Below are 22,520 nucleotides of genomic sequence, written 5' to 3' on the forward strand. Positions count from 1 at the left end.
CTAGCCACGCTCACAGTGAGAGAGCAAATGAAATGGGAGGATTTCAATGCGCACTACACTCACCTGCGCCGCGCTTATGCTTGCCCTGGGCTCCGGCCCAGCCCTGGCGCAGTCCGGCGAAATCACCATCTGGAGCTGGAACATCGCCTCCTCGTCGCTGAAGGCGACGGTCGAGGGCTTCAACAAGAAGTATCCCGACATCAAGGTCACGGTCCAGGATCTCGGCAACCAGCCGACCTATGACAAATCGATCGCCGGCTGTGCCGCCGGCGGCGTCGGCCTGCCCGACATCGTCTCGATCGAGAACGGCGAGGCGGAAAACTACTGGAGCCAGTTCCCGGACTGCTTCGTCGACCTGCACACGCTGGGTTACAGCGCCGAGGACCAGAAGAAATTCCCCGATTTCAAGCGCACCGAGCTCGAAGTCGGCGACAAGGCCTATGCCATGCCATGGGACTCCGGCCCGGTGGCTGTCTTCTACCGCCGCGACTTCTACGAGAAGGCCGCCGTCGATCCGGCCTCGATCAAGACCTGGGACGATTTCATCGCCGCCGGCAAGAAGATCCAGGCCGCCAATCCGGGCGTCACCATGACCAATGCCGATTTCAACGGCGACACCGAATTCTTCCGCATGATCTCCAACGAGCAGGGCTGCGCCTATTTCGCCGAGGACGGCCAGTCGATCACCGTGGCCGAGCCGAAATGCGTCGACGCCCTGACCAAGGTCAAGGAGATGAAGGACGCCGGCATCGTGTCGTCGGCCGACTGGGGCACCAAGATCACCAATAACACGGCCGGCACGGTCGCCACCCAGGTCTATGGCGGCTGGTATGAGGGCACGATCCGCACCGAATCGCCGAAGGAAAGCGGCAAATGGGGCGTTTACCTGATGCCGAGCCTGACCGCCGACGGCCCGCGCGCCGCCAATCTCGGCGGCTCGTCCTTGGCCATCACCTCGGCCTCGAAGAACAAGGAAGCGGCCTACGCCTACTTGAAATACACGCTCGGGACCAATGAAGGTCAGATCACCATGCTGAAGGAGTTCGGCCTGGTGCCCTCGCTGATCTCGGCGCTCGACGATCCTTACGTCTCGCAAGGCCTGGAGTACTGGGGCGGCCAGGCGGTGTGGAAAGACATCCTTTCCACCTTGCCCAAGGTCGTGCCGAGCCGCGGCACGCCGTTCCAGAGCGACGCCGAGATCATCCTGCGCGCCGTGCAGACCAAATATCTGGCCAACGGCTATCCCGACGCCAAGGCCGCGCTCGACGACGCCGCCAAGCAGATCGCAGCGGCCACCGGTCTGCCGGTGAAGTAAGCGCCGCCTCCCCTTCTCCCCTTGTGGGAGAAGGTGGATCGGCGCGATAGCGCCGAGACGGATGAGGGGTGTTCCAGCGGAGTGAGACGTTGGCGTTCCCTGGAACACCCCTCATCCGGCCGCTTCGCGGCCACCTTCTCCCACAAGGGGAGAAGGCAAGACAGGGCAGCGCCTGCGTCGACAATTGGCGCTGCTCCAGCAATTCGATGCAATGATCAACGCCGCGCCCGCCAAGAAGGCGCCACCGAGAAAGGAGGAAGCCAATGCGCACCCAGAACGCCACCGCGTACCGCTTCCTCACGCCTTACCTTTTGATCTTCGCCATCTTCTGGATCTGGCCGATCATCTCTTCGTTCCTGATCTCCTTCCAGGCGACCCGCACCGTGCCCTGGCGCTTTGCGCCGACCTTCAACTGGGGTCGCCTGATCGGCGACCCCGCCTTCTTCAACGCGCTGAAGAACACGCTGCTCATCCTCGTCATCCAGGTGCCGGTGATGATCTCGCTGGCGATCGTCATGGCGGTGCTTTTGAATTCGCCCCTGCTCAAGGCGCGCGGCCTCTACCGCTTTGCCTTCTTCGCCCCGGTCGTGGTCGGCGAGGTCGCCTATTCGGCCGTCTTCCGCCTGATGTTCAGCCTCGATTTCGGCATCATCAACAAGCTGCTCAACAGCGTCGGTATCCCCAAGGTCGACTGGTTCTCCAACGTCACGCCGGCCATGGCGCTGATCATGATCGCGGTGACCTGGCGCTGGGCCGGCTACAACGCCATCATCATCCTCGCCGGCCTGCAGTCCATCCCGGAGGACGTCTACGAGGCGGCGACGCTCGACCGCGTCAGCAGGGTCAGGCAGTTCTTCCACATCACCTTGCCGCTGCTCAAGCCGGTGATCGTCTTTTGCGCCGTGCTGTCGATCATCGGCACCATGCAGCTCTTCACCGAGCCATTCCTGATCACCGAGCGCGGCGGCCCGGGCGGCGGCACCGAGACGCTTGGGCTGCTGCTCTATCGCCAGGGCTTCCGATCGCTCAACTTCGGCTATGCCTCGGCCGTCGCCTACACCATGGCGGGGCTGGCGATCGCCATCACCCTGGTGCAGCTCTGGCTGACGAGGGACCCGAAATGACCTCGCGCTCGCAAGCCCGACTCGGTCGCAGCGTCCTGCTGCATCTTTTCCTGACGCCGCTGGCGCTGGTCTGGCTGTTCCCGCTGTGGATGATGGTGGTGTTTTCCACCATGCCCGACAACGGCATATTCAGTCCGGGCATCGAGCTTCTGCCGCACGACAATTTCCTCGACAATGTCGCCAATCTGCAGCGCGACACCAATTTCATCGGCGCCATCGGCATCTCGGTCTCGGTGGCGGTGACCTACACGATCCTTTCAGTGCTGCTCACCTCGATGGCCGGCTGGGCGCTGGCGCGCTACGAATTCCACGGCAAGGGCGCGGTGATAGCGATCATCTTCGGCACCATCACGCTTCCCTACGCGGTTGTGCTCATCCCGCAATTCATCATGGTGGCGCGCGACTTCGCTTTGGCCAACACCTGGATCGCGCTGATCGTGCCGCCGCTGTTCAATTCGCTGGGAGTGCTATTCATGCGCCAGGCTTTCTCGATGATGCCGGCCGAGCTGTTCGACGCCGCGCGGGTGGAAGGCGTGAAAGAATGGCGCATCTTCATGTTCGTTGCGCTGCCGCTGGCCCGCCCGATGCTGGCGGCCTTGGCGATCATCCTCTTCCTCGCATCGTGGAACAATTATCTCTGGCCGCTGCTGATCAACAGCCAGCCCGGCGCCATGACGGCGCCGGTGGCGCTTGGCACGCTGATCGGCCTGACCAAGGTGTCGTGGGGCGGCATCATGGCCGGCGCCGTGATGCTGACGGTGCCGATGCTCATCGTCTTCGTGCTGTTGCAGCGCCATTTCATTGCCGGCATCGCCGCCGGCGCGGTCAAGTAGGTTAGGAGCGAGATGGCTGCCGTCACCCTCACCAATGTCGTCAAGCGCTTCGGCGTCTACGAAGTCGTCCATGGCGCCGACATCGACATCGCCGACGGCGAGTTCGTTGTCTTCGTCGGCCCGTCCGGCTGCGGCAAGTCCACGCTCTTGCGGATGATCGCCGGGTTGGAGGATATCAGCGGCGGCAAGATCGCCATCGGCGGCAAGGTGGTCAACGACGTCGAGCCGGCCGACCGCGGCATCGCCATGGTCTTCCAGTCCTACGCGCTCTACCCGCACATGACGGTGGAACAGAACCTCTCCTTCGGGCTCAGGATGAACGGCAACCCGAAGGCCGATACCGAGCGTCGGGTGAAACGCGCCGCCGAGATCCTGCGCATCGACGAATTGATGCAGCGGCGCCCGAAGCAACTGTCCGGCGGCCAGCGCCAGCGCGTCGCCATCGGCCGCGCCATCGTGCGCGAGCCGCAGGTGTTTCTGTTCGACGAGCCGCTGTCGAACCTCGACGCCGAGCTCAGGGTCCAGATGCGGGTCGAGATCTCGCGCCTGCACAAGGAGCTTGGCGTCACCATGGTCTATGTGACGCATGACCAGACCGAGGCGATGACGCTGGCCGACCGCATCGTCGTGCTCAAGGCCGGCAATGTCGAGCAGATCGGCGCGCCGCTCGACCTCTATGACGACCCGGCCAACCGTTTCGTAGCCGGCTTCATCGGCTCGCCGAAGATGAACTTCCTTGACGCCAAGGTCGTCGAGACATCGAACAGCGCCGCGATCATCGAGCTCGTCAATCATGGCGGCGTCAAATTGCACAAGCCGCTCCGCGAAGCCTTTCCCGCCGTCGGCGCCGACGTCGTGCTCGGCGTCAGGCCGGAGCATTTCTTCGAAGCCGGCGAGGGCGACTGCGACATTCCCGTCAAGGCCGACGTCGCCGAGCATCTCGGCTCGGTCAGCTACGTCTACGCCAATGCCGGACCCGAGGAGCTGATCGTCGAGCGCGAGGCCTCGCGCCAGCGCGCCAGCGGCGACCATTTCACGGTCTCGATCAAGGCGGAACGCTCGCTGCTCTTCGACAAGGCGGGCGCAAGGATCCGCTGACTTTCGTTCCCGCCCGATCGCCAAGGCGTGGCGGCGACCTATGGAGAATTCGACATGACATCCGCATCCAAGAAAATCCGCTGGGGCATCCTCGGACCCGGCAGCATCGCCAAATCCTTTGCCGGCGGCGCCGCGCAGTCGCGCACTGGCGAGCTGGTCGCGCTCGGCGCCCGCAACCCCGGCAAGCCGGGCCTCGCCGAAACCTTTCCGGGCGCGCGCATCCTCGACGGCTATGACGCGCTGCTCGCCGATCCGAACGTCGACGCCGTCTACATCGCGATCCCGCATCCCGGCCATGCCGAATGGGCGATCAAGGCCGCGGACGCCGGCAAGCATGTGCTGTGCGAGAAGCCGCTGGCGCTGACCGCCTTCGAGGCCGACGCCATGATGCATGCGGCGCGCAAGGCGGGCACGTTCCTCGGCGAAGCTTTCATGTACCGGCTGCACCCGCAGACGCTGCAACTGGTCGAGCTGGTCAAGTCGGGCGCCATCGGCGAAGTGCGCATGATCAAGTCGAGCTTCGGCTTCGCCATGCCGGGCTTCATGCCGGAGCACCGGCTCTATGCCAACGAGCTCGCCGGCGGCGGCATCCTCGATGTCGGCGGCTATCCGGTGTCGATGGCGCGGCTGATCGCGGGCGCGGCATCCGGACAGCCCTTTGCCGAACCCGACAAGGTGGTGGGCGCGGCCCATCTCGGCCAGTCCGGCGTCGACGAATGGGCTTCGGCGCTGCTCACCTTCGCCAATGGCATCGTCGCCGAAATCTCCTGCAGCATCTCGCTCAACCAGGACAATGTGCTGCGCATCCTCGGCACCAAGGGTCAGATCGAGGTGCCGGATTTCTGGTTCGCCGGTGGCAACCGCGACGTCGGACCGGGCCGGATCGAGGTGATCCGGTCCGGGGCCGCGCGCGAGGTGATCAGCCTCGACGAGACCCGCCACCTTTATTCCTTCGAGGTCGATGCCGCCGGCGAGGCGATCTTCGCCGGACGCCAGGAATTTGCCTGGCCGGGCATGTCCTGGGCCGACAGCCTCGGCACATTGCGCGTGCTCGACAAATGGCGCGCCGCGGTTGGTCTCGAATATGAGATCGAGAAGCCGGCTAAGCGCGTCCACACCATATCCGGCCGGCCGCTGCGCACCGATGGCAAGGCCATCGGCAAGCGCGCCATTCCCGGACTGCCGAAGCCGGTCTCGCTTCTGGCGCTCGGCTTCGAGGATTTTCGCACCTTCTCCTCCGGCTCGATCCTGCTCGACGCCTATTTCGAGGCCGGCGGCAACCTGTTCGACACCGGCTTTGTCTATGGCGGCGGCTACACCGAGACGCTGCTCGGACAGTGGCTGGCCAATCGCGGCGTGCGCGAGCAGTCGGTCATCATCGCCAAGGGCGCGCATTCGCCGCTTTGCTATCCCGACGTGATCGCCAAGCAGCTGGCACAGTCGCTCGACCGGCTGCGGACCGACCATGTCGACATCTATTTCATGCACCGCGACAATCCGGACGTGCCGGTCGGCGAATTCGTCGATGCGATGGACCGCGAGGCCAAGGCCGGCCGCATCCGCGGCCTGTTCGGCGGCTCCAACTGGACGATGGAGCGCATGGATGCGGCGATTGCCTATGCCGAGAAGAACGGCAAGCAGAAGCCGGGCGCGCTCTCCAACAATTTCTCGCTGGCCGAGATGCTGGAGCCGATCTGGGCGGGCTGCGTGACCTCGTCCACCGATGCCTGGAAAGCCTGGCTGGCGGCCAGGCAGATGCCGAACTTCGCCTGGTCGAGCCAGGGCCGCGGCTTCTTCACCGAGCGCGCCGGCCGCGACCGGACCGACAATGAGGAGCTGGTGCGGGTCTGGTATTCCGAAAAGAATTTCGGCCGCCGCGACCGGGCGATCGAACTGGCGCGAAAGCTCGGCAAAAGCCCGATCCATGTCGCGCTGGCCTACGTCCTGGCGCAGCCATTCCCCTCGGTCCCGCTGATCGGCCCGCGCACGCTGGACGAGCTCGAGGACAGCCTCAAGGCGCTGGATATCAAGCTGACGGCGGAGGATGTGGCGTGGCTGGATGAGGGGGCGCAGCGGCGGCGGGCGTAGCGCTGCTTGGGGCGTTGAAAAGGAAGCGTCGCATTCCTTCGCCCCCCTCTCTGCCCTGCCGGGCATCTCCCCCTCAAGGGGGGAGATCAGATGTCACGCCGGCTTTCGCCAATCACCAGTGTTGCAGAAAAGGTGCCGGCGTCGAAGCTGTCAATCTCCCCCCTTGAGGGGGAGATGTCCGGTCCACCCTCCGAAGCCGCAGCGTAGCTGCTGCGCAGGACGGGCAGGACAGAGAGGGGGCCTCGCGCCGGCATCTCAACAGTTTCATCGATCCACCCGCGTCGACAGAATGATCGACGACGACGTCCGCTCCACCCCGTCCATTGCCCCGATCCGGTCGAGCAGCGCGTCGAGGTCGCGGATCGAGGGCGCGTCGACGATGACGATCATGTCGAAATTGCCGCTGACCGAATGCACCGTCCTGACCGGCGGCATCGCCTCCAGGCTGCGCACCACCTTGTCGGCGAGCTTGGGCGTGACGGTGAGCAGCACATGCGCCTTGACCAGCCCTTGCTCATAGTCGGGCGACAGCCTGACCCCATAGCCGGCGATGACGCCGCGCTGCTCCAGCCGCTCGATGCGGCTCTGCACCGTGGTGCGCGACACGCCGAGCCGGCGCGCCAGCTCGGCGGTCGAGGCGCGGGCGTTGGCGCGCAGCAAGGTGAGCAGGGCTTGTTCGGCTTCCGTGATCATTTCGACGAAACCTTTCGGCAGATCGGTTAAAGTTTAGCGTCATATTGCCAGATTCCACGCTTCCTTTCGACAGGCAAGCTGCGATGATTCCCACCAAACCGAATTGGCCCAAATCGAATTGGCAGGGGAATTGATCATGAAGAACATCGTTGTCGTCGGCGCCGGCAAGATCGGCTCGACCATTGCAGAAATGCTGAGCGCCACCGGCGACTACCACGTCACGCTCGTCGACCGCTCGGCCGCCCAGCTGGCGGCGGGCGAACTGCCGGCCGGCGTCGAGACGCAGGAGCTCGACATTGCTGCCGCGGGTGAGCTTGAGAAGGTGCTTGCCGGCAAGTTCGCCGTGCTGAGCGCCGCGCCCTTCCATCTCACCACACGCATCGCCGAGGCAGCCGCCGCCACCGGCGTGCACTATCTCGACCTCACCGAGGACGTCGTCTCGACCCGCCGCGTCAAGGATCTGGCGCGCGACGCCAGGAGCGCCTTCATTCCGCAATGCGGCCTGGCGCCGGGCTTCATCTCGATCGTCGCCAACGATCTCGCCAGCCGCTTCGACACGCTGGAAAGCGTGCGCATGCGCGTCGGCGCGCTGCCGCAATATCCGTCCAACGCGCTGAACTACAACCTCACCTGGAGCACCGACGGCGTCATCAACGAGTATTGCGAGCCCTGCGAGGCGATCGTCGAGGGCGAGCTGATCGAGGTGCCGCCACTGGAGGAGCGCGAGAAGTTCTCGCTCGACGGCGTCACCTATGAGGCCTTCAACACCTCCGGCGGCCTCGGCACTTTGGCCGAGACGCTGAAGGGCAAGGTGCGCACGCTGAACTACCGCACCATCCGCTATCCCGGCCACGCGGCGATCATGAAGGCGCTGCTCAACGACTTAGGCCTGCGCCATCGCCGCGACGTGCTGAAGGATATCTTCGAAAGCGCGCTGCCGGCGACGCTGCAGGACGTGGTCATCGTCTTCGTCACTGTCTCGGGCCGCAGGAACGGCCGCCTGCTGCAGGAAACCTACGCCAACAAGATCTATTCCCAGCGCGTCGGCAATGTCGTGCGCAGCGCCATCCAGATCACCACCGCCTCCGGCATCTGCGCCGTGCTCGACATGCTGGCCGACGGCAGCCTGCCGTCGAGGGGTTTTCTCAAGCAGGAAGACATCGCCCTCGACGCCTTCCTCGCCAACCGCTTCGGCCGCGCCTACGCCCAGCACGAAATGGTGAGCCGGCTAGCAAGCTGAGCTGCGCCGGCTCCCCCTTCCCCCCTTGTGGGGGAAGGTGTCGCCGAAGGCGACGGATGAGGGGTGCTCCAGGGAATGCCAGCGTTTCACTCCGCTGGAACACCCCTCATCCGTCTCGGCGCTATCGCGCCGATTCACCTTCTCCCACAAGGGGAGAAGGAAGAGCCTCATATATGCAGCGCGTGGCCCAGCGCCTTCAGCGCCGCTTCCTGGAAGCCCTCGCCCTGCGTCGGATGCGCGTAGATGGTGCCGGCGATGTCTTCCAGCCGCGCGCCCATTTCGAGCGCCAGGCCAAACGCCGCCGACAGTTCCGACACGCCTTGCCCGACCGCCTGGATGCCCAGCACCAGATGATTGTCGGCGCGGGCGACCACCCTGACAAAACCATCCTCGCCCTGTTTGGTCATCGCGCGGCCGTTGGCGGCAAACGGGAACTGCCCGATCTTGATCTCGCCGGCGAGCGCCTTCGCTTCTTCCGGCGACAGGCCGGCAGTGACCAGCTCGGGATCGGTGAAGCAGATCGCGGGAATGGCGCGCTTGTCCCAGCTTCTTTTGTGGCCGGCGGCGATCTCGGCCACCATCTCGCCCTGCGCCATGGCGCGGTGCGCCAGCATCGGCTCGCCGGTGACGTCGCCGATGGCATAAATGCCGCGCATCGATGTGCGGCACTGGTCGTCGATGCGGATGAATTTGCCGGCCATGTCGAGGTCGATCTGCTCCAGCCCCCAGCCCTCGGTCAGCGGCTTGCGGCCGACGGTGACCAGGAACTTGTCGGCGGCGACCTTGGCGTTCTTGCCGTCAGCCGTCTCGACCAGCAACGCGTCGCCCTTGGTCGAAAGACCTTTGGCCTTGGCGCCGGTCATCACTTCGACACCGAGCTCACCGAGCCGCTTGAGCACCGGCCTCGTCAGCTCGGCGTCGTATTGAGCCAGCACGCGCGGCAAGGCTTCTACCACGGTGACCTTGGCGCCCATCTTGGCAAACGCCATGCCGAGCTCGAGCCCGATATAACCGCCTCCGACGACCGCGAGCTTCTTCGGCACTTCGCTCAGCGCCAGCGCCTCGGTGGACGAGATGACCGGACCGCCGAACGGCAGGAACGGCAGCTCGACCGGCGCCGAGCCGGTGGCGATCACGACGATCTCGGCGCGGATCACCTGCGTGCCTGTCTCGGTCTCGACCTCGACGGTCTTGCCGTCGCGAAATTTCGCCCAGCCGTGCACGGTCTTGACCCCGGCCTTCTTGAGCAGCCCGGCGACGCCGCTGTTGAGCCGGCTAACGATACCGTCTTTCCAGCCGACGGTCCGCGCCAGGTCGAGCGTCGGCGCGGCGACCTTGATGCCGAGCGGGTCCTTGCCGGCGGCCATATGCGCTATTTTCTCGAACTCCTCCGCGGCATGGATCAGCGCCTTGGACGGGATGCAGCCGACATTGAGGCAGGTGCCGCCCGGTTTGCCGGCTTCGACGATGACCGTGTCGACGCCAAGCTGGCCGGCCCGGATGGCGCAGACATAGCCGCCGGGACCGGCGCCGATGACGAGCAGCTTGCAGGAGATCTCTTTCATGGGGTCACGCTCTTATTGATGGCGAAGGTCGCGGCGCGCCTTCTCCTTCTCCCCTTGTGGGAGAAGGTGGATCGGCGCGCTAGCGCCGAGACGGATGAGGGGTGTTCCAGCGGAGTGAGGCGCTGGTGTTCCGGCGGAGTGAGACGCTGGCGTTCCCTGGAGCACCCCTCATCCGTCGCCTTCGGCGACACCTTCTCCCACAAGGGGAGAAGGGGGAGCCCGCATCCCGGCGTCGCGACATTCGAGACCGACCCCATCCCGCTCAATCCACGAAAATCAGCGCTGGCGTCTCCAGCAGCGCCTTGATCCGCTGCACGAACACCGCAGCATCCCAGCCGTCGACAACGCGGTGGTCGAAGCTGGACGACAGGTTCATCATCTTGCGCGGAATGAACTGGGTGCCGTCCCATACCGGCCGCACCATCATCTTGTTGACGCCGACGATCGCCACTTCCGGATAGTTGATGACGGGCGTGGTCGCTACGCCGCCCATGGCGCCGAGCGAGGTGATGGTGATGGTCGAGCCGGAAAGCTCCTCGCGGCTCGCCGTGCCGGACTTCGCCGCGTCGGCCAGCCGGTTGACCTCGGCGGCGCAGTCCCACAGGTCGCGCGCCTCGGCATGCTTGACCACCGGCACCACCAGCCCGTTCGGCGTCTGCGCTGCGATGCCGATATGGATGCCCTGATGCTGGTGGATGATGCCGGCATCATCGTCGAACAGCGCGTTGAGGTTGGGCTGCTCGGCGATCGCCTTGACCATCGCCCGCATCAGGAAAGGCAGCAGCGTCAGCTTCGGGCGATCTCCGCGCTTGTCCTTGTTCAACGTCGCGCGCAACTCCTCCAGCGCCGTGACGTCGATCTCTTCGACATAGGTGATGTGCGGGATGCGCGATTTGGCGAGCGACATCTTTTCCGCGATCTTGCGCCGCAGGCCGACGACCTTGATGTCCTCGACGCCGTCTTTGCGGGCAAGCCCGGTCGCGCGGGCGACTTGCGGGCCGCGTGCGACGAAGGCGTCGATATCCTCATGGCCGATGCGCCCGGCCGGACCGCTGCCCGGTACCTGGCGCAGATCGATGCCGGCCTCCTTCGCGCGCAGCCGAACCGCAGGCGAGGCCAGCGGTCTCTCGCCCTCAGGACGCGGCGCACCGCTGGGCGCGGCACCTCCGGATGTCGGCGCCCCACCCCTAGCCCCGCCGCGCAAGGGGGAGGGGGATTGCGTCGCTCCCACGCCTTCAGTTCTTTGGGGACCCGCTGATGACGGTGGCGTAGCCTTCGCTTCGACCTTGGAGGCCAAAGCGCCTCCCCCTTTCCCTTGTGGGGAGGGGGTGGGGGTCGGTGCCGCCGTGCCTTCCGGCGATTTCGCACCCCCCAAGACATTCCCCTCGCCGGCTACCTTCAGCCGCACGATCGGCGAGCCGATCGCCACCGTGTCGCCGATCTCGGCGCCGAGCCACAGGATCTCGCCGTCGACCGGCGATGGGATCTCGACCGTAGCCTTGTCGGTCATGACGGCGGCAAGGACCGTGTCCTCGCGCACCAGGTCGCCGACCTTGACATGCCATTCGACGAGCTCGGCCTCGGCGACGCCTTCGCCGACATCGGGAAGCTTGATGACGTGCTCGCCCATCTCAGGCCTCCAACGTTTCAATCAAGGCGCGCCCGACCCGCGCCGGGCCGGGGAAATAGTCCCATTCCTGCGCGTGCGGATAGGGCGTGTCCCACCCGGCGACCCGCGCGACCGGCGCCTCCAGATGGTAAAAGCAGTTCTCCTGCACCAGCGAGACCAGCTCAGCGCCGAAGCCGGAGGTCAGCGTCGCCTCATGCACGACGACGCAGCGCCCTGTCTTCTTCACCGAGGCGACGATGGCGTCGAGGTCGAGCGGCAAAAGCGTACGGAGATCGATCACCTCGGCGTCGATGCCGGTCTCCTCGGCCGCGGCCTGCGCGACATAGACCATCGTGCCGTAGGCAAGCACGGTGACCGCCGAACCCGGCCTTCGGATCGCGGCCTTGCCGAGCGGGATCGTGTAATGGCCGTCGGCGACCTCGCCGAGCTCATGCTTCGACCACGGCGTCACCGGCTTGTCGTGATGGCCGTCGAACGGTCCGTTGTAGAGCCGCTTCGGCTCGAGGAAAATCACCGGGTCCGGATCCTCGATCGCCGCGATCAGCAAGCCCTTCGCGTCATGCGGATTGGACGGCACCACCGTCTTGAGGCCGGAGACATGGGTGAACAGGGCTTCCGGGCTCTGGCTGTGCGTCTGGCCGCCGAAGATGCCGCCGCCGGTCGGCATGCGCACCACGATCGGGCAGGTGAAATCGCCGTTCGAGCGGTAGCGCAGCCGCGCCGCTTCCTGCGTCAGCTGGTCGTAGGCCGGGTACATGTAGTCGGCAAACTGGATCTCGACGCAGGGTTTCAGCCCATAGGCGGCCATGCCGATGGCCGAGCCGACGATGCCGGATTCGTTGATCGGCGCGTCGAAGCAGCGGCTGCGGCCATATTTGGCCTGTAGCCCTTGCGTGGCGCGAAAAACACCGCCGAAGAAGCCGACATCCTCGCCATAGACAACGACACGTTCGTCACGCCCCATGGCGACATCCATGGCGTCGCGGATCGCCTCGATCATGGTCTTCCTGGGCATGGTCAGACCCCCGCCTGCTGGCGCTGCCGCCTGAGATGCGGCGGCATCTCGGCATAGAGCCCTTCGAACATGTCGCGGGTCGAAGGCTTGCCGCCGGCATGCAGCGTGCCGTGGCCCTCGGCCTCCTTCTGCGCGGCGATCACCGTTTCGAGGATCTCGGCTTCCGCCTGGGTGTGCCTGTCCTCGGACCAGACGCCCCGGTGGATGAGGTGGTTCTTCAGCCGGATGACCGGATCGCCGAGAGGCCACGCGTCGGATTCGGCCTTCGGCCGATAGGCCGAGGGATCGTCCGAGCTCGAATGCGCCCCGGCGCGATAGGTGACATATTCAACCAGCGTCGGCCCGAGATTGGCGCGCGCCCGCTCCGCCGCCCATTTCGCCACGGCATGGACCGCGAGGTAGTCATTGCCGTCGACGCGCAGCGCCGGAATGCCGAAACCGAGACCGCGCGCGGCGAAAGTGCCGGAGCCGCCGCGCGCGATGCCTTGAAAGGTTGAGATCGCCCACTGGTTGTTGACGACGTTGAGGATGACCGGCGCCTTGTAGGTCGAGGCGAAGACCAGCGCCGAATGGAAATCCGACTCCGCCGTCGAACCATCGCCGATCCAGGCGGCTGCGATCTTGGAGTCGTTCGAGATCGCCGACGCCATCGCCCAGCCGACCGCCTGGATGTATTGCGTCGCCAGATTGCCCGAGATCGAGAAGAAGCCGTGCTCCTTCGAGGAGTACATGATCGGCAACTGCCGGCCCTTCAGCGGATCGGCCTCGTTGGAATAGATCTGGTTCATCATCGTGACCATCGGATAGCCGTCGGCGATCAAAAGGCCGGCTTGCCGATAGGTCGGGAAATTCATGTCGCCCGGCTTGAGCGCCTTGCGGAAGGCGCAGCTCACCGCTTCCTCGCCGAGGTGTTGCATGTAGAAGGAGGTCTTGCCCTGGCGCTGCGCCATCTGCATGCGCGCGTCGAAGGTCCTGAGCCGCATCATATGGCGCAGGCCTTCGAGCAGTTCCTCGTCGGAGAGCAGCCCGGCCCATGGCCCGACCGCTTCGCCGGCGCGGTTGAGCACCCGGATGATGGAAAAGGCCATGTCGCGGATGCTGCGCGGATCGACGTCGATCTCGGGGCGCGGCACCGAGCCGGCCTTGGGGATGGTCACATTCGAGAAGTCAGGCGTGCCGCCGGGCCGAACCTCCGGCTCGGGCACATGAAAGCGCAACATTCCAGCATCGGCCATGACCTAACGTCCTCCAATGTTGCCGGTGCGATACTTGCACATCCGCGCCGCCAGACCAGTGCCAATTCGCCGGGTCTGGGCACGGCCCTCCTCCCCGGTCGTCAGCCTGGCGGGGCCGATGCCGCACGCAAGCGCCAAGATGCAGATATGGCGACGAAATTTCTTGTCGATGTTTTCGCGCTGCGCGCAATTTGGCGGAAGTTTAGAGGAGCGAGAGCGCCAGATAACGCAATTGACGGGTGAGGCCGGGCGCGGTCTTCCCTTCTCCCCTTGTGGGAGAAGGTGGATCGGCGCGTTAGCGCCGAGACGGATGAGGGGTGCTCCAGCGGAGTGAGACGCCGGCATTCCCTGGAGCACCCCTCATCCGACCGCTTCGCGGCCACCTTCTCCCACAAGGGGAGAAGGAGAGGACGCTGGTTCCCCCACCCCGCCTCGTGCTAACTCACCTCGCATGGCACAGAAGAAAGGATACGAGGTCGATTCGTGGCTCGCGAGGCCGGACCCGTCTATGGCGATCGTCTTGCTTTACGGTCCCGACCGCGGGCTCGTCGCCGAACGGGCGAAGACCTTCGCCACCAAGACAGGCCTGCCGCTCGACGACCCGTTTTCGGTGGTCAAGCTGGACGGTGGGGAAGTCGACCGCGACGAGGGCCGGCTGCTCGACGAGGCGCGCACGGTGCCGATGTTTTCCGACCGGCGGCTGCTTTGGGTGCGCAACGCCAGCGGCCAGAAGGCGCTGGCCGACGACATCAAGGCGCTGACCGCTGAGCCCGCGCGCGACGCCATCATCCTGATCGAGGCCGGCGACCTGAAGAAGGGCACCGGCTTGCGGGCCATTGTCGAGGCCGCCGGCAACGCCATTGCCTTGCCTTGCTATGCGGACGAGGCACGCGATCTGGACTCGGTGATCGACGACGAGCTGCGCAAGGCCGGCATGTCGATGACACTGGACGCCAGGCAGGCGCTGCGCCGCAACCTCGGCGGCGACCGGTTGGCCTCGCGCGGCGAGATCGAGAAGCTGGTGCTCTACGCCCACGGCCGCAACGAGATCGATATCGATGACGTCAGCGCGCTGTCGGGCGATGTCTCCGGCGCCTCTTTCGACGCCGCGGTCGACGCCGTGCTGGACGGCAAGGTCGGCGACTTCGATATCGCCTTCAACCGCCATTGCCAGTCCGGCGGCCATCCTTTCCTGGTGCTGTCCTCGGCGATGCGGCAATTGCAGGCCATGCAGGTGATGCGCGGCCAGATGGAGACCGGCGGCCGCAACGCCGCCTCGGTCGTCGCCGGCGCCCGCCCGCCGGTTTTCTTCTCCCGCCGCAAGCTGGTGGAAAAGACGCTCGAGCGCTGGAATGTCGAAGCGCTTGGCCGCGCGTTGAACCGCCTGCAGACGGCGGTGCTGCAGACGCGCAAACGGCCGGATTTGTCGGAGGCGCTGGCGCGTCAGGCATTGCTCGGCATTGCGGTGGAGAGCGCGAGGTTGGGACAACGCGCCTAATCTCCCTTTCGAGGGACTTTCGAGGGGGAGATGTCGCCGAAGGCGACAGAGGGGGTCGCCGCGCGTGGAGCGCCATCTGATGGAGAGCGCAAGAGGTAGGTGATTAGCTGGATCTCATCAGCGCTTCGTCATACTCGGGCTTGACCCGAGTATCCATGCCGTGACCTCTACCGTAGAGCATGACGGTGCAGAATTCCGTAACCGCTGCAACGCCTTAGCGTCACGGCATGGATTCTATCGATCTCGCCAGCACGCTAAAAGAGAAGGGCTGACGGAGAGCGCAAGAGGTAGGCGATTAGCTGGATCTCATCAGCGCTTCGTCATACTCGGGCTTGACCCGAGTATCCATGCCGTGACCTCTTCCGTAGAGCGCAACGGTGCAGAATTCTGTAACCGCTGCAACGCCTTAACGTCACGGCATGGATTCTAGGGTCTGCGCGCGTCGCTCCGCTCCTTGCTCCGCCCTAGAATGACGAGCGAGGTAACGTTCGCGCCATGGCACTTGTTCTGCCGCTCAGTTCATGATCATTCCGTCCATCGCCTGGAAGGTTGGCAGCGCCTGCGGAAAGACCAGCACCGCCGCGCCGTAAAGGAGCAAGGCGACCCCCGACACCTTGGCTATCCCTTCTCCCGACGGGAAGGTCTTTTCGGCAAAGATCAGCACGGTGACCACCGCCATTGCGGCGACATTCATGATCCCGAGCGGAAAAAGGGCGAGAAACAACAGCCAGCAGCAGCCCAGGCAAAGAAGTCCGTGCTCCAAGCCCATGCGCACGGCACCCCAGCGGCCATCGCGCCATGAGGTCAGGATGAACCCGATTGGCGTCCGGCATTTGGCCAGGCAGAGATCTTTCAGCGGCGAGAGCTGATAGGCGCCCGCAACGACCAGAAGCGCGCCGCCGATGCGCGCCGCCGTCGCCGTAGACATTCCCACATGCCGGTCAAGCATCTCCGCGCCGGCCGCGCCGGCAAAGGCGAGAACGCCCATCCCGCCCCAGACCAGCATGTATCCGGCCACGAACGCCCAGGTCGAGACAAAGGTCTCGCCGCGCCGCTGCTTTCCGGCTTGCACCTGGTGAAACGTCAGGATCATGGGCGCGGCCGTCGGAAACATCATGGCGATCATCATGATCGTCCAGACGGCAAGAAACAGCGGCGCCGTCATACCCATTGTCGGCGAATACATGTCCATGCGCATGTCTGCGCCCATGCCGGTCTGCTGCCAGACAAGCACGGACCACGCCACCGCGGCGACCGCGATCAGCAGCGCGAGGATGACGTTTCGCTGCGACGTCAATGTCATGGGAACGAGTCCCGTTCCGACCCTACGGCCAGGCGTTACTGCTGGCCGGACCAGTTGATCGGCGCGTAGTGCCCGTTCCGGCGGGAATTGTCCCAGCTCATGCCGTGGTCGCTGAATGTGCTGCCTTCCGCCCCCATCGCCAAAGCGAGCCAGTCGGGGTTGACGGGATGGCCGGTCGCCGCCCACATCTGCCCGTCCTCGCGCATTGTCGGCAGCGGCTCCACCGCCATCTGCATGATGCCCGCAATCTTCGCCGACCGCTTCTTGCCGTCGATCCGGTAGTCTATCGGCACCTTCTTGGCCCCGAGGTTCGTGCCGATCATGGGTGCCAGCACTGCCATCGGACCGCCCGCGGCACCGGTGAAGATCGCGCCCAGCGCCTCCGTCTGCTTGTCGTCGGCGTTTTCGTCGATATAGGCGGCAGCCGTCCAGTTGCCATCCGCCATCGGGCCTGGCGCGTGCGCGACCATCGCAACGTTGAGGCCATCCAATGGAACCTCGCCGTATTTGCCCTTGTCAATGTGAAAGACCAAGCCGACGTCGCAAACGCCTCTCGTCGGCTTCGATGTCAGCTGCGCGTTGGTGGACAGCAGGCAAGGACACACGACATCGCAATTGCAGTTCTCGAAGTAACTTCCAGACAATTGCCAACTGACTGCCACTTGCACCTCCCATTTGCATCAGGCGCGTCGGCATATCGCTTAGGCGAGGCGGTGCCATTCATTAGAACGGCAGATAGCCCTCACCGCGACTGATCGGCACGCCAGGGCATAATTTAAGTTGTGACTAATAGAGGTTACGCCGTTGCCCTGCACTGTCAAGCCGCAGGCTCCAACGCCGAACCTGTCGAGGACGACACTTCTTCGTGCTTCGTGCCCCGGCATCCTTTCCCATATACGGGCAAGGGCGGTCTGTTCGCGGTCGCCAATCGCCGGCTCGGCAAAGAGAAGGCCGGAGAGTGCAAGACTGGGGCAAAGGTAGGCGATTAACTGGATCTCTTCGACGCTTCGTCATACTCGGGCTTGACCCGAGTATCCATGCCGTGACCTCTGCCGTAGGGCGTAACGGTGCAGAATTCTGTAACCGCTGCAATGCCTTAGCGTCACGGCATGGATTCTAGGGTCTGCGCGCGTCGCTTCGCTCCTTGCTCCGCCCTAGAATGACGAGCGAGGTAAAAATCGCGCTTCTTCGCGCCCTTCTGTCCCCGTCGGGCATCCCCGCCACGACAAAGGGAGAGATCGGCCGTCGCCACCGCCTTCGCCGATCACCACCGCCAACAAAAAAGGCCGGCACATTGCCAGCCCTTTGTCTATCACCGATATATCAGTCGTATCCAACCTTAAGCCAGAACCTCATATGCCGGCTAAATACCGTTGCGCTCCAGAGCCCTACCGCTCGTCCTTCAGCCGCCGGCATAGCTCGTCAAGCTGCTCGAGCGAGCGATAACTGACCTTGAGCGTGCCGCCCTTGCCTTTGTGCTCGATGCTGACGATCATGCCGATCGTGTCGGTTATCAGCTTCTCGAGCGCCAGCGTGTCGGGATCCTTGTCCGGCGCGCTCGCGGCCGACTTGGTTTTCACCGGCGTCGGGCCGGCCGGCATCTGCGCCAGCGCCTCGGCCTGGCGTACCGAGAGCCCTTCCTTGACGATGCGCTTGGCAAGCCCCGCCGGATCCTCGGCAGTGACCAGCGTGCGGGCATGGCCGGCCGACAAATCGCCGTGGACCAGCATGTCGTGGATCACATTGGGCAGCTTGAGCAGCCTCAGCGTGTTGGCGACATGGCTGCGGCTCTTGCCGATGACCTGGCCGAGATCGGCCTGCGTGTAGCCATGTTCGTCGATCAGCTGCTGATAGCCGTGCGCCTCCTCGACCGGATTGAGGTCGGCGCGCTGCACGTTCTCGATGATTGCCAGTTCCAGCGCCGTGCGGTCGTTGACGTCGCGCACGATGAGCGGGATCTCGGTCAGGCCCGCGCGCTGCGCCGCCCGCCAGCGCCGCTCGCCGGCGATGATCTCGTAGTGGCCCGGCTGCGACGGCGAGGGCCGCGCCACCACCGGCTGCACCACGCCATGCTCGCGGATCGACTGGGCAAGATCGGTGAGCTCGGCATCGCCGAAGTGCCGGCGCGGGTTCTTCGGGTTCGGGCTGACGAACTCGATCGGCACCTTGCCGTCGGCCGCCACCACCGCGCTCGGCTTCTCCGGCGCGGCCGGACGGTCGATTTCACCGATCAGCGCCGCGAGGCCACGGCCCAGTCTTTTTCTTGATTGGTCTTCGCTCATGAGTTTGTCCAGATCGTTTCGGGATCGAATCGGCTAATTAACCAAGGCTGAGACGGCTCAGGCGGCGCGCAGCTTGCGCTCGCGGCGGATCACCTCGGAGGCGAGCTGCAGATAGGCCTGGCTGCCCGAGCATTTGAGATCGTAGAGGATCGCCGGCTTGCCGTAGGACGGCGCCTCGGAGACGCGCACATTGCGCGGGATGATGGTCTCGTAGACCTTGTCGCCCATATGGGTGCGCACGTCCTGCACCACCTGGTTGGCGAGGTTGTTGCGCCCGTCATACATGGTGAGCACGATGCCCTGGATGGTGAGATCCGGATTGATCGTGCCGCGCACCTGCTCGACCGTTTCCAGCAACTGGCTGAGGCCTTCCAGCGCGAAGAATTCGCATTGCAGCGGCACGAGAACGGAATCGGCCGCCGCCATTGAATTCAAGGTCAAAAGATTGAGCGAAGGCGGGCAGTCGATCAGCACATAGCCGAACGGCGCCGAACGCTCGGCGGCGGCGCGCAGCGCGTTGCGCAATTTGAGCACCCGGTCGGGCGCCGACGCGATCTCCATCTCGATGCCGAGCAGGTCGAGCGTCGAGGGAATGATCGACAAGCCCGGTACCGCCGTCGGCACCGCGGCCGCCTCCAATTCCAACTCACCGGTCAAGACATCGTAGGACGAGGTGGTGCGATCCTTGCGGTCGATGCCGAGGCCGGTGCTGGCATTGCCCTGCGGATCGAGGTCGACGATCAGCACGCGCTCGCCGATGGCGGCCAGCGCGGTGGCCAGGTTGATGGCCGTCGTCGTCTTGCCGACGCCGCCCTTCTGGTTGGCGACTGTGATGATACGCGGTCCAGTTTTCATGGGTTTATGCCAGTGATTCATTGCGGTTTCGCCGGGCGCAAGTCGCTGATTTCCAGGATGACGCCGTGGGCGTCGGTCATGCTCGGATGTTCTACCAGATCGAAGGTCCAGCGGTGAGTGCTTTCTTCCACTTCAGTGCGGTAATCCCGGCCTTTGTGGAAAAGCGCGCGCGACCCTTTGCTCAACCAGGGCGCCGACAGATCGAGCAGATCAGGCAACGCCGCCAGGGCTCTGGCCGTGACGATTTCCGGTGCGGAAACAAGCGCATAGCTGTCATCGATGCGCTTGGCCACGACCCGTGCCGGCAGGTCGAACTGGCCGATGACGGATTGCAGGAACGAGGCTTTCTTGCGGTTGCTTTCGACCAGGTCGATCGACGCGCCGGGGCGCTCAACCAGCAGAAAGCCAAGCACCAGCCCGGGAAAACCGCCGCCCGAACCGAGGTCGACCCAGCGCGTCGCGGCGGGTGCGATTCGCGCGAGCTGGGCGCTGTCCAGGATGTGGCGGCGCCAGACATCGTCCAGAGTCGATGCCGCCGCCAGATTGATGCTGCGGTTCCATTTCAGGAACAGCTGTTCGAAACCTTGCAGCCGCTCGAATGTTTCACGTGAAACTGGACCTGCCGCCTTCTGCAGGTCGTCCCAGCCACTCACGCCACGTCCTTTCGCGCGGCGAGCTCGGCGTTGCGGACATGCGCGACAATGATGGCGAGCGCCGCGGGCGTCATGCCCTCCATGCGCTGCGCGTCGGCTATCGAACGCGGCTGGCGCGTCTTCATCTTCTGCTTCAGCTCGTTTGACAGCCCCGGCACACTCGAAAAATCGATCGTCTCGGGGATGAGCCGCGATTCCTCGCGCCTGATCTGCGCGACATCGGCCTGCTGCCGATCCAGGTAAACCGAATATTTCGCTTCCGTTTCGAGCCGCTCCGCCGTCTTGGCGTCCAGTTCGGCAAAGCGCGGCTCGACACGCGACAGCCTGGCCATGTCGACGCCCGGATGCGCCAGCAGCTCATAGGCCGAGCGCCGCACGCCGTCCTTGTTGATCTCAAGCCCAAGCCGCGCCGCTTCGTTCGGCGTCCAGCTAACGGATTTCGCCAGCGCCCGGGCATGGTCGAGCTTGTCGCTCATCGCGCCAAAACGCTGCAACCGCCCAGAAGACGCAATGCCAAGCTTCGCGGCCAGCGGCGTCAACCGCTCGTCGGCATTGTCGGCCCGCAGCGAAAGCCGGAACTCCGCGCGCGAGGTGAACATCCGGTAGGGCTCGGCGATGCCGCGGCTGGTGAGATCATCGACCATCACGCCGATATAGGCCTCGGTGCGGCTGAGCACGACCGGTTCATCGGCGGAAGCCTTGCGCGCGGCGTTGATGCCGGCGAGCAACCCTTGCGCGCCGGCCTCCTCATAGCCGGTCGTGCCATTGATCTGGCCGGCCAGGAACAGACCAGCGATGCGCTTCGTCTCCAGCGTCGTCTTCAACTCACGCGGATCGACATGGTCATATTCGATGGCGTAGCCCGGTTGCAGCATCGTCGCCTTTTCCAGCCCCGGGATGGTCTTCAATATGTCGAGCTGGACGTCTTCGGGCAGCGAGGTCGAGATGCCGTTCGGATAGACGGTGTCGTCGTCGAGCCCTTCCGGCTCGAGGAAGATCTGATGGCCCTCGCGGTCGCCGAACTTGACGATCTTGTCCTCGATCGACGGGCAGTAGCGCGGCCCCACACCTTCGATCGAGCCCGAATACATCGCCGAGCGGCCGAGATTGGCGCGGATCAGATCATGCGTGGCCGGCATGGTCCGGGTGATGCCGCAATGGATCTGCGGATTGACGATCCGATCGGTCATCAGCGAGAACGGCACCGGATCTTCATCCGCGGCCTGGCTCTCCAGCGATGCCCAATCGATGGTGCGGCCGTCGAGGCGAGGGGGCGTGCCCGTCTTCAGGCGCCCGAGCTTGAAGCCCGCACGGCTCATGGTCGCGGACAACCCCATGCTTGCCTGCTCGTTCATGCGGCCGGCGACGATCTTTCTTTCCCCGATATGGATCAAGCCGCGCAGGAAGGTGCCGGTGGTCAGCACCACGGCGCCGCAGGCCAGCCGCCTGTCGCCTGAAACCAGCACCGCCGCGACGCGCCCGTCTCCGATTTCGAGGTCGAGAACCTCCCCCTCGACCACGTCGAGATCGGCCTGCTCGCCGATCGCGGCCTGCATGGCAAGGCGATAGAGCTTGCGGTCGGCCTGGGTACGCGGACCTCGCACGGCCGGACCCTTGCGGCGGTTGAGCAGCCGGAACTGGATGCCGGCGGCATCGGCAACGCGGCCCATCAGCCCGTCCATGGCGTCGATCTCGCGCACGAGGTGTCCCTTGCCGAGACCGCCGATGGCCGGATTGCAGGACATGACGCCGATCGTGTCGAACCGCAGCGTCACCAGCGCCGTCCTGGCGCCGGCGCGAGCGGCAGCGCTCGCCGCCTCGCACCCGGCATGGCCGCCGCCCACCACCACCACATCATAGTGATTGGTCATTTTGCTGTTCCAGATTCAGAAGTTGCCGGAGACATGTCCCTGCGAGACGCCGCTGTCAAGGATGGACGGTGGAGGAGTCGTTTCACGTGAAACAATGATGGTGGGCTTTGTCATGGGCAATTGCCGTGATACCGCCCCTCCTGAACCGCCGATGACACCTTTGGTATGCTGGCGGGACAGCGCCCCCTCTCTGTCCTGCCGGACATCTCCCCCTCAAGGGGG

18 protein-coding genes are annotated in these 22,520 nt (G+C 64.8%); 7 read left to right on the top strand and 11 right to left on the bottom strand.

Translation table 11 applies throughout. The features are described from left to right. Positions 1–46: 46 nt before the first annotated feature. From AC0L2L_RS11265 to AC0L2L_RS11285, 5 genes are all read left to right on the top strand, one after another. A complete protein-coding gene (locus AC0L2L_RS11265; protein ID WP_473578312.1) occupies positions 47–1,315 on the top strand; it encodes an ABC transporter substrate-binding protein in 1,269 nt (422 codons plus the stop codon). A gap of 263 nt (positions 1,316–1,578) precedes the next feature. Further along, on the top strand, positions 1,579–2,439 hold the full coding sequence (locus AC0L2L_RS11270) for a carbohydrate ABC transporter permease (protein ID WP_473578314.1): 861 nt from the start codon (positions 1,579–1,581) through the stop codon (positions 2,437–2,439). Next, positions 2,436–3,272 carry a carbohydrate ABC transporter permease gene (locus AC0L2L_RS11275; protein WP_473578315.1) on the top strand — a complete coding sequence of 279 codons (837 nt, stop codon included), beginning with the start codon at positions 2,436–2,438 and terminating at the stop codon, positions 3,270–3,272. Before AC0L2L_RS11270 ends, AC0L2L_RS11275 begins: the two co-directional genes overlap by 4 nt. A gap of 12 nt (positions 3,273–3,284) precedes the next feature. Continuing rightward, positions 3,285–4,370: an ABC transporter ATP-binding protein gene (locus AC0L2L_RS11280; RefSeq protein ID WP_473578317.1), complete on the top strand. Its 1,086-nt coding sequence runs from the start codon at positions 3,285–3,287 to the stop codon at positions 4,368–4,370. Positions 4,371–4,424: 54 nt separating this feature from the next. Further along, entirely contained in the window at positions 4,425–6,458 is a 2,034-nt protein-coding gene (locus AC0L2L_RS11285) for an aldo/keto reductase (RefSeq protein ID WP_473578318.1), read from the top strand. A 264-nt stretch (positions 6,459–6,722) separates the two neighbouring features. Here AC0L2L_RS11285 and AC0L2L_RS11290 read toward each other — a convergent pair whose 3' ends face one another. Next, entirely contained in the window at positions 6,723–7,151 is a 429-nt protein-coding gene (locus tag AC0L2L_RS11290; RefSeq protein WP_027169641.1) for an Lrp/AsnC family transcriptional regulator, read from the bottom strand. A 112-nt stretch (positions 7,152–7,263) separates the two neighbouring features. Between AC0L2L_RS11290 and AC0L2L_RS11295 the strand changes: the two genes are divergently transcribed. Continuing rightward, positions 7,264–8,391, top strand: a complete 1,128-nt coding sequence (locus tag AC0L2L_RS11295; protein ID WP_473578471.1) for a saccharopine dehydrogenase family protein — start codon at positions 7,264–7,266, stop codon at positions 8,389–8,391. Positions 8,392–8,558: 167 nt separating this feature from the next. Here AC0L2L_RS11295 and lpdA read toward each other — a convergent pair whose 3' ends face one another. From lpdA to AC0L2L_RS11315, 4 genes are all read right to left on the bottom strand, one after another. Continuing rightward, complete coding sequence (gene lpdA / locus AC0L2L_RS11300) at positions 8,559–9,956, bottom strand: dihydrolipoyl dehydrogenase (protein WP_473578320.1); 1,398 nt, start codon at positions 9,954–9,956, stop codon at positions 8,559–8,561. Between the two features lie 262 nt (positions 9,957–10,218). After that, entirely contained in the window at positions 10,219–11,586 is a 1,368-nt protein-coding gene (locus AC0L2L_RS11305; RefSeq protein ID WP_473578322.1) for a dihydrolipoamide acetyltransferase family protein, read from the bottom strand. A 1-nt stretch (position 11,587) separates the two neighbouring features. Continuing rightward, positions 11,588–12,601 carry an alpha-ketoacid dehydrogenase subunit beta gene (locus AC0L2L_RS11310; protein WP_473578323.1) on the bottom strand — a complete coding sequence of 338 codons (1,014 nt, stop codon included), beginning with the start codon at positions 12,599–12,601 and terminating at the stop codon, positions 11,588–11,590. A 2-nt stretch (positions 12,602–12,603) separates the two neighbouring features. Then, positions 12,604–13,836 carry a thiamine pyrophosphate-dependent enzyme gene (locus tag AC0L2L_RS11315; protein WP_473578325.1) on the bottom strand — a complete coding sequence of 411 codons (1,233 nt, stop codon included), beginning with the start codon at positions 13,834–13,836 and terminating at the stop codon, positions 12,604–12,606. A 451-nt stretch (positions 13,837–14,287) separates the two neighbouring features. On the opposite strand from AC0L2L_RS11315, the gene holA reads away from it, so the two are divergent. Continuing rightward, the gene (gene holA / locus AC0L2L_RS11320; protein ID WP_473578327.1) at positions 14,288–15,334 is read left to right on the top strand and encodes a DNA polymerase III subunit delta; all 1,047 of its coding nucleotides are present in this window, start codon (positions 14,288–14,290) and stop codon (positions 15,332–15,334) included. 514 nt (positions 15,335–15,848) lie between these two features. Here the strand turns inward: holA and AC0L2L_RS11325 are convergent. The 6 genes from AC0L2L_RS11325 to mnmG all read right to left on the bottom strand — a co-directional run bounded on the left by AC0L2L_RS11325 (position 15,849) and on the right by mnmG (position 22,298). Continuing rightward, the gene (locus AC0L2L_RS11325; protein WP_473578328.1) at positions 15,849–16,637 is read right to left on the bottom strand and encodes a DUF2182 domain-containing protein; all 789 of its coding nucleotides are present in this window, start codon (positions 16,635–16,637) and stop codon (positions 15,849–15,851) included. Between the two features lie 35 nt (positions 16,638–16,672). Then, positions 16,673–17,305: a DUF1326 domain-containing protein gene (locus tag AC0L2L_RS11330; RefSeq protein ID WP_473578330.1), complete on the bottom strand. Its 633-nt coding sequence runs from the start codon at positions 17,303–17,305 to the stop codon at positions 16,673–16,675. A gap of 720 nt (positions 17,306–18,025) precedes the next feature. After that, the gene (locus AC0L2L_RS11335; RefSeq protein ID WP_473578332.1) at positions 18,026–18,919 is read right to left on the bottom strand and encodes a ParB/RepB/Spo0J family partition protein; all 894 of its coding nucleotides are present in this window, start codon (positions 18,917–18,919) and stop codon (positions 18,026–18,028) included. A gap of 57 nt (positions 18,920–18,976) precedes the next feature. Then, positions 18,977–19,774 carry a ParA family protein gene (locus AC0L2L_RS11340; RefSeq protein WP_027169565.1) on the bottom strand — a complete coding sequence of 266 codons (798 nt, stop codon included), beginning with the start codon at positions 19,772–19,774 and terminating at the stop codon, positions 18,977–18,979. Positions 19,775–19,791: 17 nt separating this feature from the next. Beyond that, a complete protein-coding gene (rsmG, locus tag AC0L2L_RS11345) occupies positions 19,792–20,427 on the bottom strand; it encodes a 16S rRNA (guanine(527)-N(7))-methyltransferase RsmG (RefSeq protein ID WP_473578334.1) in 636 nt (211 codons plus the stop codon). Then, a complete protein-coding gene (mnmG, locus tag AC0L2L_RS11350) occupies positions 20,424–22,298 on the bottom strand; it encodes a tRNA uridine-5-carboxymethylaminomethyl(34) synthesis enzyme MnmG (protein ID WP_473578336.1) in 1,875 nt (624 codons plus the stop codon). The genes rsmG and mnmG overlap by 4 nt, the downstream gene beginning before the upstream one ends. Between the last annotated feature and the right edge of the window lie 222 nt (positions 22,299–22,520).

The organism is Mesorhizobium sp. WSM4832, assembly GCF_055811115.1.

Excerpts from the sequence above, each read along its gene's own strand:
- AC0L2L_RS11315 (WP_473578325.1), bottom strand. The coding sequence starts at position 13,836 with ATGGCCGATGCTGGAATGTTGCGCTTTCATGTGCCCGAGCCGGAGGTT.
- AC0L2L_RS11325 (WP_473578328.1), bottom strand. The coding sequence starts at position 16,637 with ATGACATTGACGTCGCAGCGAAACGTCATCCTCGCGCTGCTGATCGCG.
- AC0L2L_RS11310 (WP_473578323.1), bottom strand. The coding sequence starts at position 12,601 with ATGCCCAGGAAGACCATGATCGAGGCGATCCGCGACGCCATGGATGTC.
- AC0L2L_RS11290 (WP_027169641.1), bottom strand. The coding sequence starts at position 7,151 with ATGATCACGGAAGCCGAACAAGCCCTGCTCACCTTGCTGCGCGCCAAC.
- AC0L2L_RS11285 (WP_473578318.1), top strand. The coding sequence starts at position 4,425 with ATGACATCCGCATCCAAGAAAATCCGCTGGGGCATCCTCGGACCCGGC.
- AC0L2L_RS11270 (WP_473578314.1), top strand. The coding sequence starts at position 1,579 with ATGCGCACCCAGAACGCCACCGCGTACCGCTTCCTCACGCCTTACCTT.
- lpdA (WP_473578320.1), bottom strand. The coding sequence starts at position 9,956 with ATGAAAGAGATCTCCTGCAAGCTGCTCGTCATCGGCGCCGGTCCCGGC.
- AC0L2L_RS11305 (WP_473578322.1), bottom strand. The coding sequence starts at position 11,586 with ATGGGCGAGCACGTCATCAAGCTTCCCGATGTCGGCGAAGGCGTCGCC.
- AC0L2L_RS11340 (WP_027169565.1), bottom strand. The coding sequence starts at position 19,774 with ATGAAAACTGGACCGCGTATCATCACAGTCGCCAACCAGAAGGGCGGC.
- AC0L2L_RS11335 (WP_473578332.1), bottom strand. The coding sequence starts at position 18,919 with ATGAGCGAAGACCAATCAAGAAAAAGACTGGGCCGTGGCCTCGCGGCG.
- AC0L2L_RS11275 (WP_473578315.1), top strand. The coding sequence starts at position 2,436 with ATGACCTCGCGCTCGCAAGCCCGACTCGGTCGCAGCGTCCTGCTGCAT.
- holA (WP_473578327.1), top strand. The coding sequence starts at position 14,288 with ATGGCACAGAAGAAAGGATACGAGGTCGATTCGTGGCTCGCGAGGCCG.
- mnmG (WP_473578336.1), bottom strand. The coding sequence starts at position 22,298 with ATGACCAATCACTATGATGTGGTGGTGGTGGGCGGCGGCCATGCCGGG.
- AC0L2L_RS11280 (WP_473578317.1), top strand. The coding sequence starts at position 3,285 with ATGGCTGCCGTCACCCTCACCAATGTCGTCAAGCGCTTCGGCGTCTAC.
- AC0L2L_RS11265 (WP_473578312.1), top strand. The coding sequence starts at position 47 with ATGCGCACTACACTCACCTGCGCCGCGCTTATGCTTGCCCTGGGCTCC.